We start from the raw sequence: 24,206 nt of genomic DNA on the forward strand, positions 1-24,206 counted from the left end.
CCTATATACTTTTATGCAAACACGAAACAAAATATCATACTTTTCGTTCCTGAATAAACATATTTAATAACGCGGACATTTTATTTGCACCTTTTTTATTCATATGATCACTATCATAAAAATCATCCTCACAAAATAATGGCGAATCAAATAGATCTATGATTTGAAAAGAATATTGAGTTTGAAACTCATTTATAACTTTATAAAAATCTTCTTTTAATTTCTTACTACTACAATTGAAATAATGTGAAGTAACGGGGAACACAACAATTAATGGCTTTATATCGTTTTTCAACAGTAATTCTAAATATTTCTTAAAAATCATTTTATTTTCAACTAAAGTATGAGGATACACCAATTTAGCATGTGAAGCTGCTCTTATTTTCCCGTGTTCTTCAAAAGGAATGTGAAGTGGAATGATATTCCATTCAGCGTTTATCCAAGGCAGTATCAATGATTCATCTTTTAGTTCGTCTAATAAAATATATTCAAAATGCAAATTAAAAATAGAAAGAAGTGGTTTCGGAGTATTTAGATGTAAGAATCCATCAGTGGGTAGAGGAGAATGAACTACAGTATGATGACCATCTTGAAACAATGGATAATATACTTTGTGAATTCTATATGCTTCAGAGGATAACGACATGTCAAAGTAAAACGAGAAATAGGCTATTCCTATTAAACAATATTGAAATGAATGAGTGTTTGATAGAATTTGTGACGCTATTAAATAATCATAGTATAGATCTTGAGATGGAAGTGTTAATTTTATTGACTTTTTTGAGAGGAGCTCCGTACTTATGCCACAATGTGGATAAGACAAACCGGTAGCAAACAATTCATACGTCGGATCACTCTTTGCTTTTTTTATAGAAATGTATAAAGACATAAGATCCGGATTTATTTGATAGATAGAAATTAATTTATCCTTCCATTCATACATGTATTTTGTTAAATTAATAATTTTTGAACTTTGCACGCCCCTATTTATCAAGTCATTTGTAAGTTTTTCTGCGTCCACTCTCCAAATGACTATATATTGAAAAGAATTTTCTATTCGAACAACATCTGAAACGTCTATAACATGAACTATTGTTTTACATTTATTTTTGTCTAATGTATTTCGAATCCTATCCCCTGATAATTCATCACTTAAAACAATGATTTTATATTGCTCCTTCATGCACATCCCTCCATTATATGTATAATATGAAATTCATTTTTAATTCGTAACAATCATATACACCTGCAATCTAACAAAAAAATAGCTTCACCATTAGGCGTAGCTATTTTTACAATTATTGCTTATTCAAATTATATTCCTTTATCTAACTCATAAAGTTTACGATACTTTTCATTTTCTTTCAGAAGTTGTTTATGACTACCTTGCATGACAATTTGGCCACGATCAAGGAATATAACTTCGTCTACATGTTCTATTCCTACAAGATGGTGCGTAATCCAAATAACCGTCTTTTCTTCCGTTGCAGAAAACATAGTTTCAATTAAAGACAATTCTGTTTTTGGATCTAAACCGATAGTCGGTTCATCAAGTACAATAATTGGTGTTTCTTGCATAAGAGTTCTAGCAAAAGCAACTCTTTGTCTTTCCCCACCAGAAAACCGCTTTCCCATTTCATGCATTTTTGTTTGTAATCCGTCTGGAAGAGAAGTAACATGTGAAGCTAGTTGTGCTTTCTCTAAAGCTTTCCATATCTCTTCATCCGTCGCCTCTGGTTTGCCAATTCGTACATTATTTCCAATTGTCGTATCAAACAAATGCGGCTTTTGATTTAATACAGAAATATATTTAGATAAAAGATTCGTATGAGCTCGTTCACCATTCAATACAACTTGGCCATTTACTGGGCTTAACGCCCCTGTTAACAATTTTAGTAAAGTAGATTTCCCTGTCCCACTTCTCCCTAAAATAGCAATTTTCTTCCCTGCTTTTATTTGTAATGATACATCTTTTAATACAATCTCATTACTATCTGGATAACTATACGATACGTGATTCAGTTCAATATCTACATGTTTTGGTTCAATATAATCTTTCTCTCCATGCAAATCCGTTTCATCATGTAAAACACTATCACTTTCTACGCCATTAAGACGATGGGTAGATTCTACGTACGACGGTATTCGATCGATGGCATCTGCAATAGGAATAAGCGCGTTCGTTACAGATAAAGTCATTAATACGAAAGCTGCGATAACTGTAGGAGCAATTTGTTCACTTGCCGCTCCATTCCCAGTCCATATGATCATCGAAATAACTACAATACCTACTACTAATTGAATGATACTGTCCCGAATATGATACCAGCGTTTCACTCTCTTTTCGATTTTTAACAACTGATCATTTTGTTTTACATACTCATTAATAAATTCATCTTTACGACCACTTGCTTGCCAATCAGATAATCCAAAAACAGCATCTGTCAGTTGTTGATACAAACGGCTTCTGCCTTGCTTTAAAGTAACATGGTGTTTCTTCATCAAAAGTAATGATACAAATGGAAGAAGAAACACGATAATAGCTAACATACAACCTACAATAAGTGCAAACACAAGGTCAAATGCACCGATAACAAGTACGAAGATACTATAAACAACTAGCGCTAATATACTAGGAAATATTGTACGTAAATATAGGTTTTGCAAATGCTCTATATCTTCGGATAACACTCCTAACATATCACCCGTTTGAAATCGAGAACGGAAAAATAACGCCTGTGGTTCTACTATTCTATATAGCTTCGTTCTCATTTTTTCTAATATACGTAGTACGACATCATGTCCGACTAAGCGCTCTATATAATGAAACACAGCTTGCCCTATACTAAACGCTCTTGTTGCAACAATAGGAACATATACAGCCATTACATTTTCTGGTCTAAGGGCAGATTTTGAGATTAAATAACCTGAAATAAAAAGTAACATCGCTCCTGAACTAACTCCAAGAAGACCAAGGAAAATAGTTAAAGTCATTCTACCTTTATTTTGTTTTATATAAGGTTTAACCCAGTTACTCATTTCTCTCCCCTCTCTTCCCTATGAAAATGTAATGTCTCATTCTCTAAAAGTTCTTCATACGTCCCACTTTCTTTCATTTCCCCTTTATTTAAAATAAGGATATGGTCCATTTGTTTCATCCAATGTAGACGGTGAGTTGCTAAAAATACTAACTTTCCATTAAATAGACGTAACATCGCTTGCTTTATTTCAAATTCGGTTTCAATATCAAGATGTGCCGTAGGCTCATCTAATAAAATGATTGGTTTTTTACTTAAAAGCGCACGCGCCATAGCAACACGCTGTTCTTGTCCGCCACTTAGCATACGTCCACCTTCTCCAATTCTTTCGTGCATCCCATTTGGAAGTGATGTAACGAGTGAACGAAGGCCGACTTCATTAATAACTCTTTCAACTTCTTCATCTGTTGCATTTGTTTCATAAAAACGAATATTATCCTTTAATGAAAGCGGAAATATATAGGGTTGCTGCGGAATATAAGCAATATTTTTTTGCCAATCTTCACGAGTAGATCCATCAACTTCTACACCATTTACTAACATCTTTCCACTCGAAGGAGATAAAAAACCTGCTAATACGTCGATTAACGTCGATTTCCCTGCACCACTTTCACCAATAACACCAATAGCACCGTTACCTTCCCAAGTAAAATTAATCCCTTCTAATATAGCCTTTTCAGATTCAGCATTATTAACTTTGATATCTTGTAATTTCAAGCTACTAGAGGCATTCCATACTATATCTTCATTTAAATCTTTCTTTTGTATTCCTTTTTGTTGTTGCAAAATCTCTTCTATTTGCTCCATCGCAATTTGTCCATCTAATGTCGCATGATAATTTGCTCCCACTTGTTTAATCGGCAGAAAATATTCCGGAGCTAAAATCAAAATTGTAAGGGCTGGTAATAGTATAATCGTTTCATCTATTAAACGTATCCCTAATCCAACTGCCACAAACGCGATTGATAAACTCGTAAAGAAATCTAATGCAAAAGAAGAAAGAAAAGCAACTCGCAAAGTACGCATCGTTGCTTTTCTATATCTTTTACTTACTTTTTCAATCTTTCCTTCGTGCTGTTCACTTTTCCCTAAATACTTTAATGTTTCTAAACCTTTTAACGTATCTACAAAATGGTTCGAAAGTACACGATATATCTCATACTGACTATCTGCCATTTTTTGCGCTGCTAATCCGAGAAGAATCATAAATATAATCACGATAGGAATCGTTACAACTAAAATGATTCCAGACTCAATATCTAGCGTAAAAACATATAGTACAATTAGACCTGGAACGATACTACTTCTAATCATTTTAGGAATCGTTAATTCAATATATGTTTTAAATTTCTCAATCCCCTCAATTGATAAGGTAACCAGATGACCCGTTCCAACAGTTTGAACATACCTTGGACCTAATGTGAAATATGCCTCTATCAATTGTTTTCTTAGTAACGACCCTGTTTTTTCGGCAAAACGTTCCACTAATATTTGTGATGTTCGAACTACTATGTTACGCGCTGCAAACGCGATACCAAAATAAACAATTTCACTTAATATTGTTTGTACTGTCTCTCCATGAAATAAAAACGTAATAGCTCGTGCTAAAAAGATTGTTTGCGCAATAATACTAAAAGCTTCTAAAATACTAATAATCGTTAACGCTACATATAAAATACGGCTACCGGGATAAGACGGAAGTCCTCTTTTTCTTTTCATTAGTACTCCAAATCGTTGTCTGACTTAACAGGTTGTCTAAATACATAATAACTCCATATTTGACTTCCGATAACGAAAGGCAAAATAGCAATCGCAAAGTAAGTCATAAGTTTTAATGCATAAGCTCCTGATGCTGCGTTGTAAATTGTCAAATCATTCATTGCTCCTAAAGAGCTAATCATAACACGTGGGAACATACCGATAAATACACTCGCACTTAGTAAAATGATTGTTAAACTCGTCATAAAGAAAGCCCAACCATCTCTTCTTCTTTTATTTAATAACGTGGACACTAATAGTGCTACAAAAGCTCCGATTGGTACCATAATCCATTCTGTTCCATGAGCAGTGAAAATGTCGGTTTTCCATAACCCCACACCAGCAAAAACAAGAAGTGTAATTAATGAAAATGGTGCAATTTTTATTGCAGCATTTCGTGCACGTTCTCTCAATTTACCAGTTGTACGTATCGTAAGAAATTGTAATCCGTGAACAATACATAGTAGGAGAAACATTACTCCCCCAAGTAACGCAAATGGATGAAGTAATTGCAGGAATCCACCTACAACATTTTTACTCTCATCAATAGGTACACCTACCATAAAGTTTGCAATCGCAACTCCCCAAAGGATAGGAGGTAACATACTTCCAATAAACATCCCCCAATCCCACGCACTCTTCCATTTATGATTATCTATTTTCGCACGAAATTTAAAGGAAACACCTCTTAAAATTAAAGCAAGAAGCATAAATACAAACGGAATATAAAAACCACTAAATAAAGTTGCATACCAGTGCGGAAATGCCGCAAACATGGCTCCACCAGCACAAACAAGCCATACTTCATTCGCGTGCCAGAACGGTCCTATTGTATTTAAGTAAACTCGTTTTTCAAAATCATTCTTTCCTAAAAACCTCGAAACCATTCCTACCCCAAAGTCGAAACCTTCCAGTACGAAGAATCCAACAAATAAGATTGCAATAACTAAAAACCATAACTCATTAAGAGATAACATACTCTTCCTCCTTATCAAATGGATCATGGCTTTGATAATCCTTTTTCGTTTTCTTATTCTTGTGGCCCTTAATGGTACGAACAAATAAGTACACACAAATTCCACCCATAATTAAATACATTGATGTGAATGAAATAAGTGAGAATAATACTTCACCGAATGTTACATTTGGTGATACAGCATCTTCTGTTTTCATTACACCAAATACAACCCAAGGTTGACGACCCATTTCAGTCATAATCCACCCTACTGTATTACCGATGAATGGAAGAGAAATTGCATACACCATTAATTTTAAATACCACGTTTTTTCAGCTAAACGATCTTTTCTTGATAAGAACCATCCGTAAGCTCCTAGAAGAAGCATGAATGTTCCACTCATTACCATCGCTCTAAAACTCCAAAACATTGTATGCACTGGAGGAATATAATCTCCAGGTCCATATTTTTCTTCATATTGTTTTTGAATTTGATTCATCCCTTCAACTTGACCGCTAAACTTATCATACGATAATAGACTTAGCATATAAGGGATTTGAATTTCAAACGAATTTTCTTTCTTCTCTGTATCAATTTTCGAAAATACTGTAAATGGCGCTGGATCCTCACTTGTATTCCATAGCGCTTCAGCTGCCGCCATCTTCATTGGATGTGTCTTAATTAATTGTTGCGCTTGTGCATGACCGAAGAATAATACAAGCGCCGTTGTAATTGTTCCAACAATGATAGAAATGCGGAAAGATTTTTTAAATACTACAGTTTCTTGTCCTTTTGTAATTTTCCATGCACTTACACCCGCAATAAAGAATGCACCTGTTGCAATTGCTGCTGTAATTGTATGCGGGAATTGTACCCATAGTTGTGGGTTTTGAATAATGGCTAAGAAATCATTCATTTGTGCACGACCATCAGCTGCCATTTCATACCCGACAGGTGACTGCATAAATGCACTTGCAGTTAAAATCCAGAATGCTGATAACATCGTTCCAATTGAAAGGAGCCAAATACACATTAAGTGAATTCGCTTCGGTAATTTATCCTCACCGAATACCCATAAACCTAGGAATGTAGACTCAATGAAAAATGCCAGTAATCCTTCAATTGCAAGCGAGGGACCAAATACATCACCTACAAAACGTGAATACGTTGACCAGTTCATACCAAACTGAAATTCTTGTAAAATACCTGTTACTACACCTACTGCAAAGTTAATAAGGAATAATTGCGTCCAAAACTTTGCCATCTTCTTATATACTTCTTGCCCTTTTACCACATACAACGTTTGCATGATCGCAATAATAAAAGCTAAACCAATTGACAGCGGAACAAAAAAGTAATGGAAAATCGTTGTTGATGCGAACTGTATTCGTGCCAATTCGAGCGTTTCCATACTAAAATCACTTCCTTCATAGTTTTTATAATAAAAGTTAATTGAGCAATCTTATCAAACTCAATTATTAAGAAATACGAAAAGACAAAAACATTTTGTATGTATTGTCGAAAAATATGAAGTTTCAGTTTTTCAAACTATTGTAATGCTATTTTTTACCTTTTCACTATTTCTGTAGTGTTTTATTCGTTAATCGAATTGTATAATATACCTGCATAGTAAATTCAGGTTATTTTTGACGTATTATTGACATCATTTTGTCTGAAATATGTCTTTTGTCATTTTTTTGAATCAGATTTTTTTCATTAGCAAAATGTGTTTTTTCAATATACGGCTTACTTTTATATCTATAAAACAATCGTTTTTTCTTCATACACTTGACTTTAAACCGAAAAAATGTCCTCGAAACTACCCTCGATAAATGCTTATTTTTTGTCAAGAGAAAAATGTATTTTCAAAATTCAAACTCGAAATAATGTTATTCAAAAATAGAAAATAACTTCCCTCTCCCTCGACTAAAAGTTCATTTTTTTGTCATTTTTCCATAACAAATAAAAAAACTGAGAGTCAATTAGACTCCCAGTTTTTTTATTTATTTTGCTGTATGTTTTCTAACGGCTGGTAATATTTCAGTAGCAATTAATTCAATATTTTTCTCAATTTTATCAAATGGTACACCGCCAAAATCAATTTGTGCCATAAAGCGTTGTTGGCCAAACAATTCATATTGGTAAAGCATTTTCTCAATGATTTGTTGTGGGCTACCAATCATTAAAGCATCGCGGTAATCTATTGCATTTGTAAATTGCTGTTTCGGATACCCACCACCGCGCAGTGTAAGCATACCAGCATTAATGTGAGGGTAATATTCACTAAGTGCATCTTGTGAATTTTTTGCCGTATAAAATAAACTCGTTGTCGCAACTGGTAAACTAGCTGGATCAAATCCACTTTGCTGAGCAGCCTCGCGGTAAGCATCTACTGACACTTTAAAGTTAATTGCTGGACCACCAAGTGTTGTTATCATCATTGGCACACCTGCACGTCCTGCTTTAATTGCACTAGCTGGCGGTCCACCAACCGCACGCCAAATTGGCAGGTTATTATTTTTAGCTCTAGGGATAACTGAAGCATGCTCAAGTGGTGCTCTGAACTGCCCATTCCATGTTACATGTTCCTCTTTATTAATTTTTAATAAAAGATCCATCTTCTCTTCAAATAACTCTTCATAATCATTCACATCATAACCAAGTAAACTATATCCTCCAATACGAGATCCACGACCAGCTACGATTTCAGCACGACCATTAGAAATCAAGTCAATGGTAGCGAAATCCTCATATACTCGAACTGGGTCAGATGTACTTAATATCGTTGCGGAACTTGCAATTTTTATATTTTTCGTAGCTTGCGCGACCGCACCTAAAATAACTGTATGAGCTTGCGTTGTAAAATGCGTTTGATGACTTTCGCCTACAGCAAACACATCAAGCCCTGCCTCATCTGCTAACTTAGCTGTTTCAATTAGTTCGTGAATTCTTTTTTCTGGCGTAATTTTCTCCCCATTATGTGGATTTAAAACATGATCGCCAATTGAATATAACCCAAACTCAATTCCTTTTCTTGTATCTATACGGTATTTTTCCATAGTTACTCTCCCCTTTAATAATGTAGTATTAGTTTTTCTTCTAAAAACGTTGGTAAGTCAAGTATATCTCCGTATTACCTACCTCATCACTTGATTAGTCAATTGATGAGGTAAAAAAAATTACTCTTGCGGTAATTCTTTTTTTTCGCTATGCTTATGAACTTTCGTCATCAGCTCGTATAATATTTTCTGCTCTTCTTCATTTAATACATCATCAAAAAACGAAGATTGAAATGCAAGTTGCTCTGGCAATGCTCTCTCTAAAGCAGCTTCTCCTTGCTCTGTAAGACTAATTGTTTTCGTTTTCCAATCTTGTTTTCGTACAATATATCCTTCTTTTTCAAGACGAGTTAACATTCGAGAAATGCCACCTTGTGTAACAGTTACCTTTTCAGCTAACTCCATTTGTGTGAGTGGTTGATACGTACGTATTTGCAAAAGCACATCAAATTGAGCTGTCGTTAAATCAAAACGTTTTAAAAACTCATTTGACATTTGATTACTTTGGTTCGTAAATCGTATTAAACGTAACCATATTAATGATCCTATCGTATTATCACGCATGTTTCATCACTTCCTAGCGTTCATCTTACTATCACTTTACTACGCAAGTGATAAAAAAGCAAGATAAAATGTAATAAATATAGCGATAGAGTATTGCATAAATAATGATAAGTAAGAATTCATATAAACATGAATTCTTACTTATCATTATTCTTAACTTTTCATTTCATTCATTACTATATTTAAAGCTGCCATAGCTTTTGGCCAACCAACGTAAAAAGCCATATGTGTTATTAATGCAACCAATTCATTCTCCATAACCCCATTTTGTTTAGCTAGCTTCAGATGAAATTGTAATTGTTCTGTATTACCGAGACTGATTAGTGCTGACACAGTACACAAACTTCTTTCTCTTAATGTTAAAGTGGCATCCCGCCACACTTCCTCAAATAATATCTTTTCACTATAATGAGCAAATGCAGGTGACATTTCTCTCATTTTCTTTTTAATATGTACTTCAATAAGTTCATTTTTCATTTTTTTCTCCCTTTATTTTCACCATTTGTGCTATCCCTTGACCAAATGACCAGTTTTCAGCAGCTGTCTCATTTAGTGTAATAAAAATATCCGAAGTTTTAACGTCGGAATATTCCGTGATTTTTAAGGATACCGATTGATACAAATCTTTTTTCTGTTGCACCGTTCTTCCCGGTCCACATGTAATAGAAACATAAATCATATTCTCTGTTCTCTTTTCTCCTCTTTCCAACAAATAATATGGATTATATAAAAATTTGTTTTGTTGGTAAGGTAAGAACATTTGAAAATAATCATTTTCAGGGATGTTAAAATGTTCAATTAATGAAAGATGGATACATTCACCCATTTTTTCCAACTCTTCTTCATTTAATGTGTTTTCAGAATAATAAATCTTCACAAAAGGCATAGACTTTCATTCCTTTTCTTATTTTTAATATACAACAAAATTTCATCGTGAAATGTGTAAAATCTCATATACTGTAACACCCTTATTTACTACAATATCAGGCTTCTCTTCATAAAACTCAAACCTACTATATCCCCATTTATCCGGATTATAAACGATTACATTCCCTAAACACTTTTCGTTGTTTTGTACATCTTCATTCATCATGTTTAATTGAGTCCCAATCAACGTTTTACTTTGAGAAATACTTCCTGCATATTCAACAACATATCTACTTTTCTTAAATCCATCACTTAGATTAACCACTAATGGAACACCTATATGTATTTGTTGCCATCCAAAAGATTGTAAAATGTTATCGTAATACCCTTCAAAGATAAATTTATTCATCCCTTCATGACCATTCCAAATATATAAAGGTGCATAGCAGTTATAAAAATTCCCGTTTTTCTCCGTTTCCGTAATTAAATAAGCTTTAAAATTTAGTTCTTGGAAACCATCAGTTTTATAGCCATTATCCTTTACCCTTTTCTTAATAATCTCCATGTCATAATCCTTTGGAAGAATGACCTTATATTGCATTCCAATCATGTTTATCACTCACTTTCAATCTTATATACATTATGATAAATCGATAAGTGGCTAACGTAAAATAGGTATGAATTATGTTTGGTATCATTTATAATGATAGTGCATAAGGGGCTGAGATACTTGGAAATAAATGATCTTATTATATTCAAAACTGTAGCCAGTGAGGGTTCTATTAGTAAAGCTGCTAAAGAGTTAGGATATGTTCAACCGAACGTAACTGAGCGAATTAAAAAATTAGAACAAGAGTTAGAAACACCTTTACTACATAGAGATAACAAAGGTGTTTCCTTGTTACCTGCTGGTGACATTTTATTAGATTACACGAATAAAATATTAACTCTATTAGAAGAAGTAAAAGATGAAATTAAAACGAGTGGTTCTTCTTATATAATAGCGACGTCACAATCTATTTTGACAAATTATTTAAGTAAGCGTATTAAAGTAAATTTCAGAAATTATCAAATATATGTAGAAAGTAGTAGTCATTTGCAAAAATTACTGCAGCAACAAAAAGTTGATATGGTCATAACTTATGAGGATTATCCTGACGCATCGTTTAAAAAAGTGTTCACAACCTCAATTTCTGTAGGCTTATTAAAAGCGAAAGAAAAATGTACCATTGATTATTCAAAAGAAATTTTCTTCGTTAGCAATGACAAAAAGTGCCCTTTTAGGAATAAGACAATACAATTTCTAAAAGAAAATAATCTATCTCAGCAACAACTTCAACAGTTGGATTCTTATTCGCTTATGGAAGCGTTTATTGATGATGGAAAAGGAATAGCTTTTTTACCGATTAAAAATGATAAATTGGTACCAATTGAAGATGTTCCAATTGAGAAATTAGCTGTTCATTTTTTTACAAATCAAAACTCTTTTAAACAAATCCCTGATGAACTATTTGGTTAATAAAATGACTTTGATTACATACTTTTTTCAAAATAAAAATCCCTCTTTAACGAATATAAAAGAGGGATTTTTATTTTGTATACAATTGATTTTTCACACGTTTTGCTCCACTTCTGTACTTTTCTCCTTCTTATTCCTTTTAAAACTCTTCAATTTCTTAACCGTCCCAACCAATCCTTTCGGAAAAACGAGTAGCACGATAATATACAATAAACCTAGAATAATCGTCCATCTTTCAAAAATCGGATATTCCGTCGCTAGTTCTGATAAATAATATTTTAGTGATTCAATAATCCCAGACCCAGCAATAGCTCCAATTAATGTTCCGACTCCTCCAATCATTGTCATTAAGAGTGCATTTAGTGTCATTTCAATTGAAAATACAGTCGTATTGACAAAGCGTAATGTAATAACAAATAAACCACCGCTAATCGCAGCTACTACTCCTGCAACAATGCTAGCAATAATTTTATAATGAAGCACTTTATATCCTAGTGCTTCAACACGTTGCTCATTTTGTGAAATTGCTTTTAATACTTTTCCAATAGAAGATTTGGTGAAAAGACGTAAGAGAACAAAAATGATAAGTAAACATATAAGTGTTACATAATAAAACGTAAAACGATCACGGAATACGTCTGGTACACCAAATGTAAAACCATCTCCTCCGTGAGTGAGCCCACGCCATTTTTCAGCAAGGACGAAAAACAACTGTGAAATAGCAAGTGTTAACATCGCATAAAAATGACTTTTCAGCCGTAAAGAAAGTAAACCAATTATATAACTAACGATTGCTGAAATGATAATTGCAGCTACTATTCCAATTAAAAAGTTCGTTATTGATACGCCTTGTCGATCAAATAAAAGCGCTACCCCATATGCTCCTATCCCAAAGAACATACAATGACCGAACGATACAATTCCTGTATACCCAAGCAATACATCAAAACTCATTGCAAAAATAGCAAAGATGAAGATTTGAGTGAACAAAATTAACAGGCTCCGTGAATCATTTACGAACGGAAATACACTTAAACAAATGAGCATACATACTCCGAAGTATACTTTAATTCGGTCCGATGTGTTGTTCACCATTTCACCCCTTTTCACCAACAAGTCCAGTTGGCTTCACTATTAAGAAAAATAGTAACATTAACATATTAATTGCAAGTGATAAATCTGGTATAAAATACGCTGTAAAAGCACCAGCTAATCCAACAATTAAAGAAGCAATAGCTGAACCTTGTACGCTTCCTAATCCACCGATAATTACTACTATAAAAGCTAAAATTGCATACTGCATGCCCATCTCGGCGAAAATAACGCCCGAATACGGTGCTAATAAGAATCCTCCCAAAGCTGCCATCCCTGCTCCTAATAAAAAGACGAAAGAAAATATCGCTTTTACATTAATACCAAGCGCTTGAACCATTTCTTTATCCATTACACCTGCACGGATCATAAGACCTATCTTCGTCTTTTTGAGTAATAGTAGTAGTGCAATGTAAATAATTATCCCAATCAAAATAACAAATAGACGATATTTAATTAATATAATACCTCCGAATGTAAAACTTCCTTGTAACCATAACGGTAATTTTGCACTAATAGGGTTTGGCCCCCAAAATATTTTAATACACTCACTAAGAACGAGCATTCCTCCAAGCGTAACGAGCAGCTGTCGAACATGATTTCCATATACCGGTCTAATAAAAAACCTTTCTAAAATAAATCCTAGGAACATTCCCATGGCTACTGCTCCAACTAAAGCTAATATATAACTTCCTGTCATATTAAATAACCAAACACCTGTAAATGCTCCCCATGCAAATAAACCACCGTGTGCAAAGTTTAAAACGCTCATTAGACCGAAAATAAGTGAAAGACCTGATGCTAACAAAAAAATGAGCATCCCTGTTGAAATCCCATTTACAAATAAATTGATTAACACATCCATCCTTTTCACCTCGGATTCATGTTAAGAGATTCCTAAATATTTATGACACATTTCCTTATCCTTTTTTAATTCATTCATAAAACCGTTATGAACAATTCGTCCGTTATCCATAATGTAAAAATAATCGCCAATTTGACTAGCCATCATAAAATTTTGCTCAACAAGTAAAACTGTTGTTTTCTCTTTCATCTTCAAAATAGCTACCATTAATTTCTCCACCATTATCGGGGATAGCCCTTTGCTCGGTTCATCAATAAGTAATAATCCATCACTATTAATAAACGCTCTTGAAATAGCCAACATTTGCTTTTGCCCTCCGCTCAAGAGCCCACTTTTCTTATTCCAAAACTGCTTTAAATCCGGAAATAGTTCCAGCATCCACTCTATTTTCCCTTCTACTTCCTCACCTTTTCCCCTAGCAAGAGCGAATGTTTCTTCTACTGTCAAATCATGAAAAATACCTTGATTTTCTGGTACATACCCTATTCCTTTCCTTGAAATTAAATGTGTAGGTAATCCACTTACTTTTGCACTATCATAATAAATTTCACCATCTGCAATGCGGTGAAACCCCATCACTGAACGTAATGTCGTTGTTTTCCCTGCCCCATTTCTACCAAACAGTACAGTAATCGTCCCTTTCTCAACAGCAAGAGATACTCCTTGCAAAATATGAAACTGATCTAAATACGTTTCTATATTATTCACTTGTAATAGTGCCACTATATAATCCCCCTAAATAAGCACTTTGTACACGCTCATCTTTCATAATTTCTTCTGGCAATCCTTCAGCCAATAACTCTCCATGAAATAAAACGATAAGATGATCTGACAAACCTAGTATCATATCCATTTTGTGTTCGATAAGTACAATTGTGCTCTCTGGATGTTTCTTAATATTTTCAATCACTTGTAATATAGCAGGGACCTCTTCAACCGAAATACCTGCCGTCGGCTCATCAAGTAATAACACATCCGTTTTTAAAGCTAATAACATCGCAAGTTCTAGCTTTCTTTTCTCTCCATGTGCCAAATCTTTCGCTAATACGTTCTCTTTCTCGTGAAGTAATACTGTTTTTAAGAAACGTCTCGCCTCTCCAACTTGTTGCTTTAATTTTGCTGAACTCGGGAAAAAACTATAGTAATCTTGTACGAATGATTGAACACTTAAACGGACATTTTCAAGTACCGTTAATTCTGGGAATATGTTTGTAAGCTGAAAAGAGCGACCGATTCCTAAGCGTGTTCGATCTGAAATCGATAGTTTTGTAATATCTTGCCCTTTAAAATACACTTCACCTGTTGTGGGTGAAATCTGTCCACTTAGTAAATTAAATAATGTTGTCTTCCCCGCACCATTTGGCCCGATAATAGAAATGAGCTTTCCTTTTTGGACAGTTAAATTTACATCTTTAATAACATGATGTTCACCAAAAGATACGCTAAGATTTTTCGTCTCTAGCAAATGTGTCACGAAATCCCTCCCTTTAAAGCCGTGAGTATGAAAGAAATATGTATAAAGAGGGTCCCCCTCTTTATACAAAAACAACAGAAAATTCAGTCTATTTATTTTGAACTGGTGGTTCTGTTTCTTTCATCGTTAATTCTCGCTCTAACACTGGCACCGGATAATCAACACCGTCTTGCTTTTTCAATGTGATAGAATACAGTGTCTGCATCGCTTGGTGGTCCTTCTCTCTAAACTTCATCTTTCCTTTCGGTGTATCAAATTCCATTCCTTCCATTTTCTTAATCAAGGTATCTACATCTGTATCACCTTTTGTTTTCTTTAAGGCTTCTACAATAGAAATTGCTGCTGACATTCCTCCCGCTGTAAACAAATCTGGCACTGCACCATTAAAACGTTTTTTATGCTCTTCAACTAGCCAATCATTCACTTTATTTTTTGGAAGTGTGTGATAATATACAGAAAAACCTTGCATACCTACTAATGCATCCATTGTTTTTAATGCTGGTATATCTGGCGCACCTGTAGAAATTTTAATACCTTGCGCTTCCACATTCATATCTTTCAACTGTTTCCAAGGTGAATTTGCCCCTGCCCAAACGATAAATAAATAATCTGGTTTTGAACTAATGATATTTTGAATATTCGCTGTAAAATCTGTTGAATTTGTATCCGCGTATTGCTCATTCACAATGTTCGCACCTAATTTTTTCGCACCCGCTTTAAATGCAGCAATCCCTTCACGACCAAAAGCGTTATCTGGGGCAAATGTCGCAATCTTTACATCTTTTTTCGCAATTGCTGCTGCTCCTGCAATCGCATCTTGTGAGGAACTTCTTCCAGTTCTAAAAATATATTTATTCCAGTTCTTTCCGGTAATACTATCCGCAACTGCCGGTTCTACAACCATAATCTTTTCATATTCCCCGGCCAGTGGTAAAACCGCTAACGTATCACTTGAACTAGACGATCCAACTAAAAAATCAACTTTCTCTTCTTCTAATAACTTCGTAGCTTTTTTAACTGCTACATCCGCTTTCGTTTCTGTATCTTCTACAACAAACTTAATCTTTTTCCCATCTACTTTCCCAGTTCCACCAGTTGCATAATCTAACCCTAATTCAAATCCGTTCACTGTTTGTTTTCCATACGATTCTAGCGGTCCTGTTAAAGAAGCAAGGACTCCTACCTTAATCGTTTTTTCATCCTCTGTACTTGTTTTCTTTCCTGAACAAGCTGCCGTTATTAATAACGAACCTAAAACACAACCAGTAAACATTGTCTTTAGCCACTTACGTTTTTTCATCGACATTGTGATCCTCCCCATACTTTACTTTCTGATAGAATCAAACACGCCAAAATCCCCTGTCCGTAATCATGACTAACTAATTCGATAGATAATGGAAAACTCTTGTAGTACCCTCTACATTCGGCACAAATATATAATCACCTTCCTATGTAATGGAAACGGACATACAATCAATATATATTCTGCAATCCAATTGAAAATACTGTTTCATTTCAGTAATGACCATACAAAAAGACTAACTTATTTTTAAGTTAGTCTTTTCCCCTTAATTAGAGTTAAGTTCTACTTTCTCTAACCCTTCAGCCAATTGTTTCTTATCTAGTCCTTCTCCTATTACTACTAAGTTTGTCGGGAAACCGAAGTCTTGTTCTAATAAAGTTGGTACTCCGAACGAATATTGGAATAGGTGAGGGTATTTATCTCCATGGAATTTCACAAAACCTTTCACTCGATAAATACTATCTGGTAAATTCGAAAGCCATTCATATAATTTGTCTTGTTCAATCGGTTTCGTAAATTGATACGTCATCGTTTGTATATGTAAATGCTGTTTGACATGTAGTGTCTCATGTTCCTCATCATTTGGAAATTCTGCTTCCTCTATATCTTTTAAAGATATATTGCAATACTTTGTCTCATACATTTTCGCATGATCATTTATTGCCTCTACTTCTTCAAATACTGTGTTCTTATCTTCATCTGTTAGTAAATCTGCTTTATTAACAAGAATGTGACTACCAAATTTCAGTTGCTCATGCAATAGCTGTTGTACATTTGCACTTAATATACTTCGGTTTAACCACCTTACTGCATCTAAAACGACTACAATTGATTTTACTTCCAGAAAAGGAGCTAAAATTGGCGAGACACACGCGTCTAACACTTCAATTGGATGCGCAACACCTGTCGTTTCTATATAAATTACATCTGGTCTTTCTTGTTGGTATAACGAATGTAATTGTATTTCAAGCTCTTCTTTTAATGTACAACAAATACATCCTTTAAGAAGTTCTCTTAAAACATTCTCTTTTCCAATAATATCTGTATCTACCGAGTATTCACCAATTTCATTCATTAATACTGCAACTTTTCTATTCTTCTTTTTCTCTGCTAACAATAAATTTTGTAATAATGTTGATTTTCCACTACCTAAAAAACCACCTAATATATGAATCTCCACTTTATTCATTCAACCGACCATCCATTTCTTTACTTCAAATGTATTCAAAGCGTAATAATTACGATTTATATTTATCATTTTATTAAAAGAATGACCATTTGTAAATATAAGAGATTCACTGTTCATTTACTTCATATGCAACTCTTACTCCAGACTCAATTGCCCCTTGCATCCATCCATGTGTTAATGTCGTATGCTCTCCTGCAAAATGTACTTTTCCAGATGGTGGTGTAATATACGGAAATAACTCGAGCTCTTGGCCTGGTTCGAAAGCTGTAAATGCACCGCAAGAATACGGATTTTTACTCCAGCTAAAAGATGTTCCAGTGACAAACTCACTATAGACGATGTCACCGTATATTTCCGCTAAATTTTTTAATGCGTAACGAATACGATCTCTTTGCGGGAGACTATCCCATGTTAACGCCTCATCTGCCCACGTATAACTTGCTATTACGATAGCTGGTCCTGGAGTATGAATGCCATAACTCGGATAGTATGTAAACCGTATCGGTAAATCAGTAATAGATTTACCGCCACACTGTCCCGCTTTCTCCCAAAATCTACTTTTAAACTCTATTGCAATTTTAGTTGCAGCAATATAATTTAATTCACGAATTGCTCTTTTTTTAAAATAAGAGAATAAATAGTATGGCTGAACTTCTACAAATCTTAACGCTGAAAATGGAATTGTAATAATAGCAAAATCACTTGTTATTGTAAATTGCTCTAACGTTTGTTCATGATTTCCTTGTAACATTACTTTATTATCTTCTTGTATAATTTTATCAACCTTATACGGCATTAAAATATGTTCTCTTAATTGTGGTAAGAATGCATTCGATAACTTATCCATTCCACCAGTTACTTCATAATATTTCGTTGTTGAAGTAAAGAAAATCATTTCACGTAATACTTCAATTAAGGACATTCCCATATAAGCTTCCATATCAAGAAGTACCCCAATCATATCTATTGCACCATCTGAATAATACTCCATTAAAAATGAACCAAGCGAATACGTTTTATACTTTTTTTCAACAATAAGCCAGTTTTTATCAGGATCCTTCTTAATATAATTTAGTATTGGTTCTAATACCTCAATCATTAGCTCTTCTGCCGTTTTTCCTCTTTCTTTATCCAAAACCGGATATTCAAGTACACTTGGATCATTTTCAAACACATTCAATCTCGTTTGAATGTTATTCGTATAAATGATATCTGCAAAAGTTTTATTTATAAAAAGGTTTAAAGGTAGTTTAAATTTATGAATATACGCTAAGGTTAACTTATGGGTGTCAGGGATTCTCATCGGTCCCGCATTAAAATATAAACCCACACTAAATGGTTCCCGAATCGTATACACCCTGCCACCTATTCTGTTATTTGCTTCTATAATCGTTACTTCGTGCCCAGCCTCTTTTAATAAAGAACCTGCAACTAATCCAGAAATCCCTGCACCTGCAATCGTAATCCGTTTTGGGTTATTCTTTTTAACAAGCCCTGCATGAATAATATGAAGCATTTCTTCCATTGCTAATGGGTTCCCCATGCCATTTCCCCTTTTACAAAGGATTTTACTGAATTATATTCGGTTCACTGAATTCCTATGTTTTGTTCGCGGATTTGCACGGATACATTTTCAAATACTTGAATATCTTTTATAAAATGTAATAAACTAGATATGACTCTATAGAAGTAAGACGTATTATCTTACATAATAAAATCAATGAAATTGCGAGGAATTTTGAAATGAAAAAAGGTATTAACCGTGTTGTATTAGTAGGAACAGGAGCAGTTGGATGTAGTTATGCTTACTGCATGATTAACCAAGCCGTAGCTGAAGAATTTGTTTTAGTCGATGTAAATGAGGCAAAAGCTGAAGGGGAAGCAATGGATTTAAGTCATGCTGTTCCATTCGCACCAGCTCCAACTAGAGTATGGAAAGGCAGCTACGAAGATTGTAAAGATGCTGACCTTGTAGTTATTACAGCTGGATTACCACAAAAGCCAGGCGAAACACGTTTAGATTTAGTTGAGAAAAACGCTAAAATCTTTAAACAAATCGTTCGCAGTATTATGGATAGCGGATTTGATGGCATCTTCTTAATCGCAACAAACCCTGTAGATATTTTAACTTACGTAACTTGGAAAGAATCTGGTTTACCGAAAGAACGTGTAATCGGTTCTGGTACAACGCTTGATTCTGCTCGTTTCCGCTATATGTTAGGTGAGTACTTCGATATTGGTCCACACAACATTCACGCTTATATTATCGGAGAACACGGCGATACTGAACTTCCTGTTTGGAGTCATGTTTCCGTTGGTATCCAAAAACTACAAACACTGCTTGAAAAAGACAACACGTATAATCAAGAAGATTTAGACAAAATTTTCATAAACGTCCGTGATGCAGCTTACCATATTATTGAGCGTAAAGGCGCAACTTATTATGGTATCGGTATGTCACTTCTACGTGTTACAAAAGCAATTTTAAACGACGAAAATAGTGTATTAACTGTATCAGCTTACTTAGAAGGTCAATACGGTCAAAAAGATGTTTATATCGGGGTACCTGCTGTTTTAAATCGCGGCGGTGTTCGTGAAATTTTAGAGGTTGAATTAAGTGAAGATGAAGAATTAAAATTCGACCACTCTGTTCAAGTATTGAAAGAAACAATGGCTCCGGTTCTTTAATGAAAATAAAAAGCAATCCAATTTATTTTGGATTGCTTTTTATTTTCATTATCTCCTATGACTTTTTGTGATTTTCTATCATTTCTTATTTTTTAGTCGCATCCTCATTATTTATATCAAGTACATCTAATAAGAAGATAAAGATTGGTATCCCGATAATAAGCCCCCATATTCCGAGGAAATGCTCTGAGAAGATAAGAATCATAAATGTGTAGAATATTGGTAAATTTGTTTTTGCAGACATAAACTTCGGATTTAAAAAATAACTTTCAAGAGCATGGATTACTGTTATGAATACGAGTATGTATACTACGTACATAACTCCGCCTACGTTGTAAGCAATGATACAAAGTGGAAACAAAGAAATAATCACACCTGCAACAGGAATCAAGCCTAGTAAGAAAATCATAACAGCTAATACAAGTAGCTGTGGAAATCCTAAAACGATTAATGCAATAACAGTAAGAATACAATTTACCACGGCAATTAAAAACTGAGCTTCAATTACTTTGCCGAACGATCTTGCAAATCTTTCACCAAAATATGCAATTTCCTCATAAAAGATTTTTAACTTACTATCTTTAAACTTAGATGTAAATGTAATAATACGCTCTTTTTCTAATAAGAAAAATAAGCTTAAAATTAGAGATAATAATATTTGTAAACTTACCTTCCCTATATTTGCTATCGATTGATAGATGACATCTACACCTTGTTCTATATATTTTGATACTTCCATGCCATTAATTGTCGAAAGTGCATATTTAACGATTTCATTATCAGGTGGATTTTGAAAAAATAGTTTAAACTGATAAATTAATTGTGAAATTTGTATCGTCAGCACAGGTAAATATTTATATAACGTTGTGCCTATAAAGGAAACTAGTATTATATATAAACATGCAATAACAATTTTCCGGTTTACTTTCAATTTTCTTGAAATAAAACGTTGAAATCGATCCATTAAAAACGTCAGTATAAACGTAATTAATATTAAATTAATCATACTTTTTAATGCGTATAATACAAACGCTACTATTATTAAAACGAGAAACCGTTGAAACCCTCTACTTCGAAAAAAACTCTTTACTTCATTCATTAAGAATTAACCTCCCCCTTCAATGGATGGAAATTGAATATATTACATTTTATGAACTCCTATAGACAATCTTTCTTACTAATTGAGAAGAATCCTTTTTTTCTTTTCATATTGTTAGATTCCAGTTATTTTTCATATAATCTTTTATAAACTAGGTAATTTTCTATTTTTAGACTGCTGTTCATACGCATATCCAATATTGAAAAGCTCTTTTTCACCAAACTGTTTCCCTACAAACACTACACCGATTGGTTCTCCATTTTTATCATATCCAGCAGGAACCGCTAATTCCGGATAACCAGCTACAGCTGATAGAAGAACTTCATCGTTATTAATCATAACTAGAGCATCCAAACCTTTTTCTACTAAATACCTATCTAGCTCTTTTCTTGCATTTTCTTGACTCGTTTGCACTACGTTTTCAAACTCTTCTTTCGTTATAACAGATTTTTCAGACCCTTCAATTAATGTTTGTCCGTATTTTATTCGTCTTTTACTATCCTTTTTATTAAACGCTATAATCTCTTCTAACGATTTTACCGGTACATTCTTTTGCTGTGAAAGATAGTCGTTTACATTATGCTTGAACTCATATTCTAATGTTTGCAAATTATCTACACCCTCAGCACTTAACTGGATATTATCAGTTAATATCGCACCTGCATCTTGAAGGTCTTTTCTAATTTTTTCTGCTACTGCTTTTCTATTTTCATCTTGTTGGTCTACAGAAAAAAGAAGCCCTATCTTTTTCCCTTTTAATCCATCTATCGATAAATCCTTTGTATAATCAATTCTTTCTTTATCTTTCATTTTTTCTGTCATAACATCTTTTTCGTCATAACCTATCATTGCATTAAATAACGTTGCTGCATCTTTTACTGTTCTTGCCATAGGTCCTGCTGTATCAAGAGTTTCAGCTAACGGAATAATTCCTGTTCTGCTTACCATACCTAAAGATGGACGTAACCCAACTACTGATTGCTGCGCCGCGGGTGCAACAATCGATCCCGTCGTTTCTGTTCCAATTGCAAGCGGCGCAAAATCTGCTGCAACTACTGTAGCAGATCCTGAACTTGATCCTGAAGTATCGAATGTAATCGGACCGTACGGGTTTAAATTTTGTCCTTTCTTCCCGCTATACCCGCTTGGCATTGTAAAAGATAAATAGTTCGCCCACTCAGACATATTCGCTTTTCCTAAAACAAATGCTCCTTCTTCTTTCAACTGCTTCACAATTGTTGCGTCTTGATCTGCAATCCAATCTTTTAATACATAAGTTCCTGCACTAGTCGGCATCACTTTTTCCGTCTGTACATTATCTTTTACAACGACAGGAATACCATATAAATTCGAATTTTTGTTTCTACCCCGCTCTTGATCTAACTTTCTTGCTTCTTCCATCGCATTAGGATTTATCTCTGTAACAGAATTTAATGTTATTCCATTTTGATCATGTTCTTGTATTCTAAAGAGATAAATACTCGTTAATTCTTCATATGACAACTTTCCATCATCAATCATTTTTTGAAGCTCATCTACAGTCGCATTTACGACTTCTTTTTCTTTTATCTTTACATTTTCTATATTGATTCCTTTAAGCTGATTATGTATCGGTTGTAGCACTCTTTCTTTATCATATACAATACGCTCAGGTTCCTTTGGAAAATAATTTTTATACACGTAATATCCACCGGCACACGCTAATAAGACAATGCCTCCAGTGATAGACAGCGTTACCTTTACCCATTTCTTCATGTTGCTTCCTCCACTCTATAAGATGCTTAGCTATACAAAAAAGAGAGTTACCTTTTACTTAACTCTCTCCAATCAAAATGCTAAATGAAAAAATGAAAGATTTCAATCTAATTACTTCTTTTTTTGCATTTGCTTTGCTAACATTTCTTTCACTTGATTATACGTTAACCCTGAATTTTTATTTAAACGCTTTACTTCCTCAACATCAGTACCTACCACTGTATATTTTTTCTCATCATTCATTTTTCTAATTCCCTTCTCACCGTATTATTTCTTATATTTCTTCCCTAAATACGCATAAATTAACACCACTACAAAAAAGGAAGCTGTTTTTAAGCACAGCTTCCTTCTCGTTACATATTGTATTTCTTAATAAAATTTCACTACATCTTCAGTAGGTAAGAACGTTCTTTCTGCTGGTTGTTCGTTTGGTTCACCAAATGGCATTTGACCTACTAAGCTCCACTCTGCCGGAATGTTCCAAGTTTCTTTCACTTCAGCATCTACGATTGGGTTGTAATGTTGTAATGACGCTCCAATTCCTTCAGAAGATAATAGCATCCACACAGTATGTTGTAACATCGCATTTCCTTGATGAGACCAGAATGGGAACTGATCTTTATATAATGGGGCATTTTCTTGCATTTTTTCTACAGTTGCTTGATCTTCAAAGAATAGAACTGTTCCTACACCTGCATGGAAGCCTTTTAGTCTTTCTACAGTCGCTTCAAAGTTTTCTGCTGGTACGCGGGCTCTTAGTGTTTCTTTAACGATATCCCAAAACTTTTCATGCTCTCCATCCATTAATACAACCATACGACCACTTTGCATATTGAAAGATGTTGGTGCGTGTAAAGCTGTTTTTAACACTTCTTCAATTCTTTCTTTCGTAATTGCATCGTTTTTTGCTACTTTACGAATTGAACGGCGGTTCACGATTGCTTCTTTTAAGTTTGTTGTAGTTGCTGACATTTTAATTC

Annotated in this window: 23 protein-coding genes; 2 read left to right on the plus strand and 21 right to left on the minus strand. The window is 34.1% G+C overall.

Translation table 11 applies throughout. The annotated features are described in order from the left end of the window. Positions 1-34: 34 nt before the first annotated feature. The 10 genes from ACS2FK_RS15400 to ACS2FK_RS15445 all read right to left on the minus strand — a co-directional run bounded on the left by ACS2FK_RS15400 (position 35) and on the right by ACS2FK_RS15445 (position 10,852). Positions 35-1,183, minus strand: coding sequence for a hypothetical protein (locus ACS2FK_RS15400; protein WP_063547080.1), 1,149 nt, complete (start codon positions 1,181-1,183; stop codon positions 35-37). A 131-nt stretch (positions 1,184-1,314) separates the two neighbouring features. After that, positions 1,315-3,039 carry a thiol reductant ABC exporter subunit CydC gene (gene cydC / locus ACS2FK_RS15405; RefSeq protein WP_000073638.1) on the minus strand — a complete coding sequence of 575 codons (1,725 nt, stop codon included), beginning with the start codon at positions 3,037-3,039 and terminating at the stop codon, positions 1,315-1,317. Next, positions 3,036-4,757 carry a thiol reductant ABC exporter subunit CydD gene (gene cydD / locus ACS2FK_RS15410; RefSeq protein WP_063547079.1) on the minus strand — a complete coding sequence of 574 codons (1,722 nt, stop codon included), beginning with the start codon at positions 4,755-4,757 and terminating at the stop codon, positions 3,036-3,038. Before cydD ends, cydC begins: the two co-directional genes overlap by 4 nt. Next, positions 4,757-5,773, minus strand: a complete 1,017-nt coding sequence (gene cydB / locus ACS2FK_RS15415) for a cytochrome d ubiquinol oxidase subunit II (protein ID WP_063547078.1) — start codon at positions 5,771-5,773, stop codon at positions 4,757-4,759. The genes cydD and cydB overlap by 1 nt, the downstream gene beginning before the upstream one ends. Beyond that, positions 5,760-7,163, minus strand: a complete 1,404-nt coding sequence (cydA, locus tag ACS2FK_RS15420) for a cytochrome ubiquinol oxidase subunit I (RefSeq protein WP_000448869.1) — start codon at positions 7,161-7,163, stop codon at positions 5,760-5,762. The genes cydB and cydA overlap by 14 nt, the downstream gene beginning before the upstream one ends. Positions 7,164-7,755: 592 nt before the next feature. Then, positions 7,756-8,811 carry an LLM class flavin-dependent oxidoreductase gene (locus ACS2FK_RS15425; RefSeq protein WP_000417549.1) on the minus strand — a complete coding sequence of 352 codons (1,056 nt, stop codon included), beginning with the start codon at positions 8,809-8,811 and terminating at the stop codon, positions 7,756-7,758. 120 nt (positions 8,812-8,931) lie between these two features. After that, the gene (locus ACS2FK_RS15430; protein WP_001205523.1) at positions 8,932-9,375 is read right to left on the minus strand and encodes a MarR family winged helix-turn-helix transcriptional regulator; all 444 of its coding nucleotides are present in this window, start codon (positions 9,373-9,375) and stop codon (positions 8,932-8,934) included. A gap of 153 nt (positions 9,376-9,528) precedes the next feature. Then, positions 9,529-9,852 carry a carboxymuconolactone decarboxylase family protein gene (locus ACS2FK_RS15435; RefSeq protein ID WP_000787201.1) on the minus strand — a complete coding sequence of 108 codons (324 nt, stop codon included), beginning with the start codon at positions 9,850-9,852 and terminating at the stop codon, positions 9,529-9,531. Next, entirely contained in the window at positions 9,842-10,261 is a 420-nt protein-coding gene (locus tag ACS2FK_RS15440; RefSeq protein WP_001117237.1) for a tautomerase family protein, read from the minus strand. The genes ACS2FK_RS15435 and ACS2FK_RS15440 overlap by 11 nt, the downstream gene beginning before the upstream one ends. A 42-nt stretch (positions 10,262-10,303) precedes the next feature. Then, complete coding sequence (locus tag ACS2FK_RS15445) at positions 10,304-10,852, minus strand: DUF4865 family protein (protein WP_063547077.1); 549 nt, start codon at positions 10,850-10,852, stop codon at positions 10,304-10,306. A 120-nt stretch (positions 10,853-10,972) separates the two neighbouring features. Between ACS2FK_RS15445 and ACS2FK_RS15450 the strand changes: the two genes are divergently transcribed. After that, a complete protein-coding gene (locus ACS2FK_RS15450; protein ID WP_063547076.1) occupies positions 10,973-11,761 on the plus strand; it encodes a LysR family transcriptional regulator in 789 nt (262 codons plus the stop codon). Between the two features lie 93 nt (positions 11,762-11,854). Here the strand turns inward: ACS2FK_RS15450 and ACS2FK_RS15455 are convergent, their stop codons facing one another. The 7 genes from ACS2FK_RS15455 to ACS2FK_RS15485 all read right to left on the minus strand — a co-directional run bounded on the left by ACS2FK_RS15455 (position 11,855) and on the right by ACS2FK_RS15485 (position 19,227). After that, a complete protein-coding gene (locus ACS2FK_RS15455) occupies positions 11,855-12,808 on the minus strand; it encodes a branched-chain amino acid ABC transporter permease (RefSeq protein WP_003274156.1) in 954 nt (317 codons plus the stop codon). 49 nt (positions 12,809-12,857) lie between these two features. After that, positions 12,858-13,718, minus strand: coding sequence for a branched-chain amino acid ABC transporter permease (locus ACS2FK_RS15460; RefSeq protein ID WP_063547075.1), 861 nt, complete (start codon positions 13,716-13,718; stop codon positions 12,858-12,860). 21 nt (positions 13,719-13,739) lie between these two features. Further along, entirely contained in the window at positions 13,740-14,441 is a 702-nt protein-coding gene (locus ACS2FK_RS15465) for an ABC transporter ATP-binding protein (protein ID WP_001196696.1), read from the minus strand. Further along, a complete protein-coding gene (locus tag ACS2FK_RS15470; protein WP_000149328.1) occupies positions 14,419-15,192 on the minus strand; it encodes an ABC transporter ATP-binding protein in 774 nt (257 codons plus the stop codon). The genes ACS2FK_RS15465 and ACS2FK_RS15470 overlap by 23 nt, the downstream gene beginning before the upstream one ends. Positions 15,193-15,280: 88 nt before the next feature. Further along, positions 15,281-16,498, minus strand: a complete 1,218-nt coding sequence (locus tag ACS2FK_RS15475) for a substrate-binding domain-containing protein (RefSeq protein ID WP_000062000.1) — start codon at positions 16,496-16,498, stop codon at positions 15,281-15,283. A 262-nt stretch (positions 16,499-16,760) separates the two neighbouring features. Beyond that, positions 16,761-17,684: a CobW family GTP-binding protein gene (locus ACS2FK_RS15480; protein ID WP_001044937.1), complete on the minus strand. Its 924-nt coding sequence runs from the start codon at positions 17,682-17,684 to the stop codon at positions 16,761-16,763. Positions 17,685-17,790: 106 nt separating this feature from the next. Next, the gene (locus tag ACS2FK_RS15485) at positions 17,791-19,227 is read right to left on the minus strand and encodes a flavin monoamine oxidase family protein (protein WP_000528004.1); all 1,437 of its coding nucleotides are present in this window, start codon (positions 19,225-19,227) and stop codon (positions 17,791-17,793) included. Positions 19,228-19,427: 200 nt separating this feature from the next. On the opposite strand from ACS2FK_RS15485, the gene ACS2FK_RS15490 reads away from it, so the two are divergent. Beyond that, entirely contained in the window at positions 19,428-20,372 is a 945-nt protein-coding gene (locus ACS2FK_RS15490) for an L-lactate dehydrogenase (protein ID WP_000715321.1), read from the plus strand. Positions 20,373-20,457: 85 nt separating this feature from the next. On the opposite strand, the gene ACS2FK_RS15495 is transcribed toward ACS2FK_RS15490, so the two are convergent. The 4 genes from ACS2FK_RS15495 to ACS2FK_RS15510 form a co-directional block, all read right to left on the minus strand. After that, complete coding sequence (locus ACS2FK_RS15495) at positions 20,458-21,471, minus strand: AI-2E family transporter (protein ID WP_063547074.1); 1,014 nt, start codon at positions 21,469-21,471, stop codon at positions 20,458-20,460. A gap of 144 nt (positions 21,472-21,615) precedes the next feature. Further along, complete coding sequence (locus ACS2FK_RS15500) at positions 21,616-23,226, minus strand: amidase family protein (protein WP_000759469.1); 1,611 nt, start codon at positions 23,224-23,226, stop codon at positions 21,616-21,618. A gap of 111 nt (positions 23,227-23,337) precedes the next feature. Next, positions 23,338-23,469, minus strand: coding sequence for a hypothetical protein (locus tag ACS2FK_RS15505; RefSeq protein WP_000997344.1), 132 nt, complete (start codon positions 23,467-23,469; stop codon positions 23,338-23,340). 126 nt (positions 23,470-23,595) lie between these two features. Further along, the gene (locus ACS2FK_RS15510) at positions 23,596-24,198 is read right to left on the minus strand and encodes a nitroreductase family protein (protein WP_001277012.1); all 603 of its coding nucleotides are present in this window, start codon (positions 24,196-24,198) and stop codon (positions 23,596-23,598) included. Between the last annotated feature and the right edge of the window lie 8 nt (positions 24,199-24,206).

Source organism: Bacillus cereus group sp. BceL220, from assembly GCF_051776965.1.
In the GTDB taxonomy this organism is placed as follows: Bacteria; Bacillota; Bacilli; order Bacillales; family Bacillaceae_G; genus Bacillus_A; species Bacillus_A cereus.

Excerpts from the sequence above, each read along its gene's own strand:
- ACS2FK_RS15485 (WP_000528004.1), bottom strand. The coding sequence starts at position 19,227 with ATGGGGAACCCATTAGCAATGGAAGAAATGCTTCATATTATTCATGCA.
- ACS2FK_RS15445 (WP_063547077.1), bottom strand. The coding sequence starts at position 10,852 with ATGATTGGAATGCAATATAAGGTCATTCTTCCAAAGGATTATGACATG.
- ACS2FK_RS15440 (WP_001117237.1), bottom strand. The coding sequence starts at position 10,261 with ATGCCTTTTGTGAAGATTTATTATTCTGAAAACACATTAAATGAAGAA.
- ACS2FK_RS15425 (WP_000417549.1), bottom strand. The coding sequence starts at position 8,811 with ATGGAAAAATACCGTATAGATACAAGAAAAGGAATTGAGTTTGGGTTA.
- ACS2FK_RS15455 (WP_003274156.1), bottom strand. The coding sequence starts at position 12,808 with ATGCTCATTTGTTTAAGTGTATTTCCGTTCGTAAATGATTCACGGAGC.
- ACS2FK_RS15495 (WP_063547074.1), bottom strand. The coding sequence starts at position 21,471 with ATGAATGAAGTAAAGAGTTTTTTTCGAAGTAGAGGGTTTCAACGGTTT.
- cydA (WP_000448869.1), bottom strand. The coding sequence starts at position 7,163 with ATGGAAACGCTCGAATTGGCACGAATACAGTTCGCATCAACAACGATT.
- ACS2FK_RS15430 (WP_001205523.1), bottom strand. The coding sequence starts at position 9,375 with ATGCGTGATAATACGATAGGATCATTAATATGGTTACGTTTAATACGA.
- cydB (WP_063547078.1), bottom strand. The coding sequence starts at position 5,773 with ATGTTATCTCTTAATGAGTTATGGTTTTTAGTTATTGCAATCTTATTT.
- ACS2FK_RS15490 (WP_000715321.1), top strand. The coding sequence starts at position 19,428 with ATGAAAAAAGGTATTAACCGTGTTGTATTAGTAGGAACAGGAGCAGTT.
- ACS2FK_RS15505 (WP_000997344.1), bottom strand. The coding sequence starts at position 23,469 with ATGAATGATGAGAAAAAATATACAGTGGTAGGTACTGATGTTGAGGAA.
- ACS2FK_RS15460 (WP_063547075.1), bottom strand. The coding sequence starts at position 13,718 with ATGGATGTGTTAATCAATTTATTTGTAAATGGGATTTCAACAGGGATG.
- ACS2FK_RS15500 (WP_000759469.1), bottom strand. The coding sequence starts at position 23,226 with ATGAAGAAATGGGTAAAGGTAACGCTGTCTATCACTGGAGGCATTGTC.
- ACS2FK_RS15435 (WP_000787201.1), bottom strand. The coding sequence starts at position 9,852 with ATGAAAAATGAACTTATTGAAGTACATATTAAAAAGAAAATGAGAGAA.
- cydD (WP_063547079.1), bottom strand. The coding sequence starts at position 4,757 with ATGAAAAGAAAAAGAGGACTTCCGTCTTATCCCGGTAGCCGTATTTTA.
- ACS2FK_RS15510 (WP_001277012.1), bottom strand. The coding sequence starts at position 24,198 with ATGTCAGCAACTACAACAAACTTAAAAGAAGCAATCGTGAACCGCCGT.
- cydC (WP_000073638.1), bottom strand. The coding sequence starts at position 3,039 with ATGAGTAACTGGGTTAAACCTTATATAAAACAAAATAAAGGTAGAATG.
- ACS2FK_RS15475 (WP_000062000.1), bottom strand. The coding sequence starts at position 16,498 with ATGTCGATGAAAAAACGTAAGTGGCTAAAGACAATGTTTACTGGTTGT.
- ACS2FK_RS15480 (WP_001044937.1), bottom strand. The coding sequence starts at position 17,684 with ATGAATAAAGTGGAGATTCATATATTAGGTGGTTTTTTAGGTAGTGGA.
- ACS2FK_RS15400 (WP_063547080.1), bottom strand. The coding sequence starts at position 1,183 with ATGAAGGAGCAATATAAAATCATTGTTTTAAGTGATGAATTATCAGGG.